The organism is Romboutsia sp., from assembly GCF_035470145.1.
Lineage (GTDB): Bacteria > Bacillota > Clostridia > Peptostreptococcales > Peptostreptococcaceae > Romboutsia_D.
In genome coordinates this window covers 1-6757 of sequence record NZ_DATIRC010000300.1, presented here as the reverse complement: position 1 = coordinate 6757, position 6757 = coordinate 1, and the positions used below count along the sequence as shown (strand labels likewise).

The following is a 6757-nucleotide window of genomic DNA, read 5'->3' as shown; positions in this document are numbered from 1 at the left end:
TTTTTTGTATTTCTACAGTATCTATATTATAATCTGTTATTCCTCTATTTATAGATACTCCACCTACACTTATAAATGCTATATCTACTACGAAATTTGATAAAATATCTTTTGCAAACTCCCCATAAAATGCATATTCTTTATTGTCTAAAAGTCCCCCTGCTAGTATTATATTTATATCTTTATTTTCTACTAGTTCTGTTGCAATCACTAAAGAATTTGTTATAACAGTAATATTTTTAAAATCTTTTTTAAGTATTTTTGCTATTTCTACATTTGTTGTACTATCATTTAAAGCTATTGATTGACCTTGTGATATATATCTTACTGCAATAGATGCTATTTCTAATTTTTCTTTTTTAAATTCTTCTTCTCTTTTTTTAAAACTTAGCTTATCTGTTGGTTTTTTCTTTAAAATTGCTCCTCCATAAACTCTATCTAAGATTTCTTCTTTTTCTAAATGTTCCAAATCTCTTCTTATAGTTTCTATAGATACATTTAGTTCTTTAGTTAATTTAGAAACCTTTACTATCCCTTCTTTGTTTAAGGTTTCTATTATATATTCATATCTTTCTTGAGCTAACATTTGTATCTCCTTTGTTTTTTATGTAGTTTTGTGTATTTATTATAAATTTCATCAATTATTTTTAGTAATTATTAACTATTATGCTATTTTTAATTATAACATATTATTGAGTACATTCTATAATCAATAAAATTTACAATAAAGTATTTAGTATCAACATATTCTAGATATAATATGAATTCTAATATGCTAGACAATATAAATGTATAACTAAAATTATTAATAGATTTTGTAACCCTCAAAAGGTTAAATATGAAATTCAAAAAATAATGCTCTAGATGAATTATTTCTCACTGCATTCTTCTATCTCAATCTTAGATATATATGGAACTGCAATTAGTTTTGCAAAAACTATACCAATTATACCACCTACAATTTGTCCAATAAAAATTGCAATCACTAAATTTGGTTGGAAATTAACATTAAAAGCTACAAAATCTCCTAAAGAATATCCTGCACAAACTAAAAATGACATAGATATTACTTTACTAGCTGGAGTCATATCTTTAACTAATCCAAAAACTGCAATACCATTTGCCATACACGCAACTACGCCCGCACTTCCTGCACTATCAAGTCCAGCTATTTCCCCAATTTTCTCTAAAGGTTTTTTAAAATATTTACGTATAAGATAAACCATCGGGAAAGCTCCTGAAAGCATCATTGCAATGCTACCTAAAAGCTCAATTGATCGGAACCTTTCATTTTCATCAGCAAACATTGGGTCAAAGCCCCATCTTCCAAATATAGTGGTGAAAATCCCAGTATAATGTTGTACAATAGATGCTAATACAATTAATGTTAATATCGTTGTAAGTCCTTTTCCAAAATACATAAATCCTTTTATCATACCATTTGGAAAAAATTTCAATCACAATGCAAGTAATATACAAATTATCACTATTGGTATTAAATTTTGAAAAATCATAAGCATGCTTAAATTTAATACATAATTAGGAGTTTCTGAAGTAGAAAAAGCTGTACATATTGTAGGATTAGTAAAATATGCAACCATATATGATGTAAAAACACCAAAAGGTATTGATAAAATTCCAGTCATCGCTCCCAATGCTAGATACTTAGAATCTTTTTTATCTAAGATTGAAAGTCCAATTGGAATATTAAATGTTATAGTAGAAGCACACATAAATCCAACAGCCAATACTATAATTATTATTTCATTTGTTTTTCCAATTTCTAAAGCTAATGCATATGAGCCACAATCCGGTGGTATAATCATAGCAGCAGCTATAACAGGGTCTGCACCAAACTTACTAAATAATTCTCCAAATATCTCTTCTGCTCCTACTTTAATATACGGAACAGATACCATGAGCCCTACAATAGGTATAAACATCTTTGCCATAGTATATAAACCTTCATCGAATGATTGCGCAAGTCCAGAATCCTCTTTAATTATTTTAGCTAAAGCACCAACTACGCAACATCCCATAATAATATATAATATTATATTGCCTAACATCTCCATATAAGTTCCCTCCTTATATTTCATGTATTTACCTTATCTCATAACTCTGAATACATTGAAATCTAAAGCTTTGCTTATATCTACTTCAAAGAATTCCCCCATATATTATTAAAACTCTCAAAATTAGGATCATTTATTATCTTTATATAACTATTAAAATTAGGATCATTTATTATCTCTATACAATCAACGGCACGTGTTCTACCGTATTCCCAATAAAAGTCGTGTTCTTTACCATATATAATCTGAACTAGAGACCACATAGACCAGTGTGCATTAACTAATAACTTATTTATAATTAATCTTGCTCGCTGTTCTTCTGTAGGCTTTTTACCAAAATATGTGTGTAAGTAAAGTTCTTCCTTATCTTTTGGAAGGGGGTTCTCAACACAAACGCAAGCTATATCATAGAATCTGTCGTTCATCCCTCCATACTCCCAGTCTACTATATACATAGCTTTACCATCATACATAAAATTTTCTGCTATAGTATCATTATGACATGGTACTAACTTTGGTGGGTTATTTTTATATGACCTTTCAATTTGTTCAACTTTTTCTGCTATTTTATCCCAATCGTCATATCTTTTATCAAAACTATTTCCTTTAAGTATTTCTAAATATTCTTTTATTTTAACTATTGGACTAAACTCATTCTTAAACTTTATTCCACTGTTATGATATCTTCCCATAACTTCAGCTGCTTTTATAACTATTTCAGGATTATTAATAAAATCTTCTGGATGCATAGTATCAGCTTCAATAAACTCACAAATTTGTGAACCTGTTTTTGGATCATAGTAGTATATCTCTGGTGCAATTCCCATACTTGCCATCAAAGAAGCATTATGTTTTTCTGCAGGACGATTTATGTATTTGGCTGTTCCTTTTCCTGCTATACGTATAACTATTGATGTATTATCCGTAGTTATAATTTTAAAGTTTTTATTTGTAAGCCCCCCTGACATAATTTCAATATTACTGACTTCTTTGCTAAATTCCGTTTGGGCTAAGTTAACTAACTTAATAAAATCTGGAATTTCATAAGATTGTATAGCCTCTACAAATACTAAAATATTTTCTTTTATATCATATTTTTTCATAATAAAAGACCTTCCTTTCAATAAACCTAAGTCTCGTTTGAAAGATTTTCCATATAGTCAAATATTACATATTTGTACCACACAAATACAATACATTTTTTATTAAACGTATTACTTGTTATGTTGAATAATTTACTGAGGTATTGATCTATATCAATATGTTCTGGCAATTACTACGACACATTTTTATAAATTCTTCTTTCGTTTTATTCTCTAAACCTAGATTTTTTATAGTACGACCTTCAGAAATCTTATCTTCAAAAAGTAATTGCGAAAGTTTTATCATAGTATTAATAGCAGGAGCCTCAATTCCAGCTAAATTAGCAAGAGTTTGCAGTGCAACAAGTGAACAAGGAACATCCTCTAGAACATATCTAGTATCTACAGAATCAGCTGCCATTACCCCAAAATATCCTGTACAATTTCGCACAACTTCTTCAATAGTGTCACCCTTAGTTTCGTACATCATATGATAAAGCTGAGGAATAGTTTGAATTTGGACATCATATGCCTTTGCAATGGCAAGTCGCTCTTTTTCAAGTTGTTCCACATAATGAGCAACATAAGGTGTCATACCATCACAATAATACTGGAAAGGAACACCCGATTCAATTCTTCCAGTATTTAAAATAGTAGGAGCTGGGTGGACAAATGCATTCATATTGTCTAACCCTACGTGAACAATGTCTTTAACAAATTTATATTCTGGAAAATATTCTCCTATTTTCTCCTCAACTATGGAATTCTCACTACTAGGATATGCTGCTACCGAAAGATATTTCTTTTTACCATAAATGTGAATTTTACCTGGCTCTACAAGTCTACATGCAAAAATCAAATTACATACTGCAGCAATCACATAGTCTGCTTCACAACCATAATCGTCAAGTGTTTTTTTGAATTCGACAGGCCCAAGAGTAGCATTTGGATTTAGTACAACAATCTGACCATCCTTTAGGTAATGAGCCATTTTTTCAGCAATTGACTTATGAAAAATAGACGGAAGAATAACAAAAATAACTTCTGCATTTTCAATCGCCTTAGAGATGTCAGTTGTTGCCATTTCTATAGTAGCTTTTCCCTCTATTACACCTTCCAGTTCAAGAAATCCTTTTTGGTTAAGTGCATTAATGGTTTCTTTACTTATATCAAATATTCTGACATTACAGCCCTTTATTGCAAGATAGCATGCCACTGACTGTCCTCCATTACCTGCGCCAATTATTGCACAATTTTTCATTTTCATTTATGTTTCCCCCTTGTATAATATAATTTATTTCATAATATCAATTCCTTCTGCCTGTGGAAGTACAAAGCCCATCACTCCAGCCAAGGTCGGTGCAATATCAATAAGATTCAAACTACCTACATCTTTTTGTGTAGCAATATTTCTACCTTCAATAAGAAAAACTGCGTTCATCTCTTCAAAGTTTTCACTATAACCATGTTGGGCACAAAGCGTAAGATTATTTGTACAATACGGACCAGTGACGTTTTCTCGAATTTCATATCCTTTTTTAGCCACCAACACATACTCTGCTAATGGAAAACCACCTCTGTTTTTTGCCGTCTGTCCGTCCATCACTTCAAGAATACCATTGTCCGAATTTGCAATCAATTTTTGAATTTCTTTAGTTAACAATTGAGCTGCCTCAGTATCATTTTTATCTTTCAATCGTATTTCACAAGTACCACCTGCACGCATACACCATGCACGCCAATCTTTAATACGACCTTGTTCATCTAGTGTAATCAACCCTGACTGTGCAAGTATTACATTAGGATTGATGGTATATTGATTATCTATCATACCGTGGTCAGATACAACACAAACCACAACATCATCTTGTGTCAAGCAATGTACTGTTTCAATTAACTCTCCTAGCATCATATCAATCTGTTCCAGTGAATGTAATGCTTCTTTGCTATAAACACCATATGTATGTGCAGATTTATCAAAAGATGCAAAATATGTAGAAAGAAAAAATGGTTTACAATTTACTTGTAGAGATAATTTATTATTCAACATCCACATTGTAGCTTTAAATCGCTGCCTATCACCTGCTTCAGTTAAATCAAGACCACCCACATAATCTCCAATATCCTGTTCCATTTCTGAAATTATCCCCTGTGGAGTAGACATAACATCAATAAACATACTATCTAGCTTAGAACCATCCCACCAAAACTCTGGTGCAATGTAATCCCCTTTGGCTCCAACAGAAGTAGGAAATGCAACACTAGCAGAAACATAACCATTTTCCTTGGCAGCTTGCCACAGTGTTTTTACTTTTTTACTTACGAACCAGTTCCACGCACATTTGTGTTCACCTGTTGGATCAAAAATACTGTTATTAAAAATACCGTGTGTTGCTGGGTTGGTACCCGTAATTATGCTCTGATGACATGGATAAGTAAAAGTAGGAAATACACTTTTAACCCCTTTTGATGCAACGGTTCCATTGTGAATAAAACGTTTTAAATTTGGTAAGTTGATACCCAATCTTTCTTGTTCAAATATAAATTCAGGTTTTAATGCGTCCACTGAAACCAAAAGAACGCTAGGTTTTAAATTATTCATATATCTCCCATTCCTTTCACTGTGCACTATGCACAAAATAAATCAAAAAACACTAAACTATAATTAAACCAAATCAAAATATTTAATCAATCCTTAAAGTATCATCAATTATAATAGTATGAATTTAGTGTATTTGTACACTAAATTCATACTATTATAACTAAAATATACTTCAAGTCATCATAATACATCATAAGAAATATATACAAACAGGAGTCTTAATTGCATATCTACAATAATCTATGCTATTTATGAACCCTATTTAAAATCATTTTCCTGAAGCTAATAAAAATCTAGATAAAATTTTCATCTCATAGTAATAGGTGTATATAATTAGTTTAACTTGTTGTTGTACTATTTTTCTTATCATTTTTTATAGTTTTTAAAATATAACTACTTAATAAGAAACCTATTACGGCAAATATAGCCATAATAATGAATACTATACGATATCCAGCCATACCAGGATTTCTATCAAGTATATTACCATAAACAGTAAACATAAATGCACCCGGTAGGTAGCCTATAAAAGATCCTAAAGACATCGCGGACCCAGTAATTTCAAGCGGTACATTAACTTCGCTCATCGGAGCAAAGAAAACAGCTCGCATACAGAAAATACACGCACTAATGCTAAGTGTAATAGCCATACCTATATAAACATTTATTCTGTCATGTGGTAAGAAAGTAAATCCAACAAGTGCTACAGCAGTAATAACAAATACTATGCGTATTAATTTTGTAGGAGAATGTAGAACTTTATCTGAAATAAATCCTGCAATCGGTCCAGCAAACATCTTAAGGCCATACTGATTAATAATTCCATATGCTCCAACAAGAACAACAGGAAAAGCATAAATTTCTTTAAGGAATGGAATAAAATATGTAATTCCACAATAAACACAATATACAGTAAATACATTGAAAGAAACTAACCAAATGTTTTTATTTTTCAATGCTTGTAACATACCATCAAAAGCCACTTTATTCCCATTAAC

General features: G+C 30.9%; 5 protein-coding genes and 1 pseudogene. All 6 read right to left on the bottom strand.

Annotated elements, in window-relative coordinates:
- The coding region (locus tag VLM92_RS12270) for a DeoR/GlpR family DNA-binding transcription regulator (protein ID WP_325276623.1) at positions 1 to 586 on the bottom strand (586 nt) is incomplete at its 3' end.
- 283 nt (positions 587 to 869) lie between these two features.
- Positions 870 to 2069 (bottom strand): annotated as a pseudogene (locus VLM92_RS12265) (ethanolamine utilization protein EutH).
- An 86-nt stretch (positions 2070 to 2155) separates the two neighbouring features.
- Positions 2156 to 3178 (bottom strand): choline kinase family protein, encoded by a 1023-nt coding sequence (locus VLM92_RS12260; protein WP_325276622.1) that lies wholly within the window; start codon positions 3176 to 3178, stop codon positions 2156 to 2158.
- A gap of 148 nt (positions 3179 to 3326) precedes the next feature.
- Positions 3327 to 4424, bottom strand: a complete 1098-nt coding sequence (locus VLM92_RS12255; protein WP_325276621.1) for an NAD/NADP octopine/nopaline dehydrogenase family protein — start codon at positions 4422 to 4424, stop codon at positions 3327 to 3329.
- 27 nt (positions 4425 to 4451) lie between these two features.
- Positions 4452 to 5759, bottom strand: a complete 1308-nt coding sequence (locus tag VLM92_RS12250; protein WP_325276620.1) for an ectonucleotide pyrophosphatase/phosphodiesterase — start codon at positions 5757 to 5759, stop codon at positions 4452 to 4454.
- Between the two features lie 338 nt (positions 5760 to 6097).
- Positions 6098 to 6757 (bottom strand): MFS transporter (locus VLM92_RS12245; protein ID WP_325276619.1); only part of this gene is annotated, 660 nt, incomplete at its 5' end.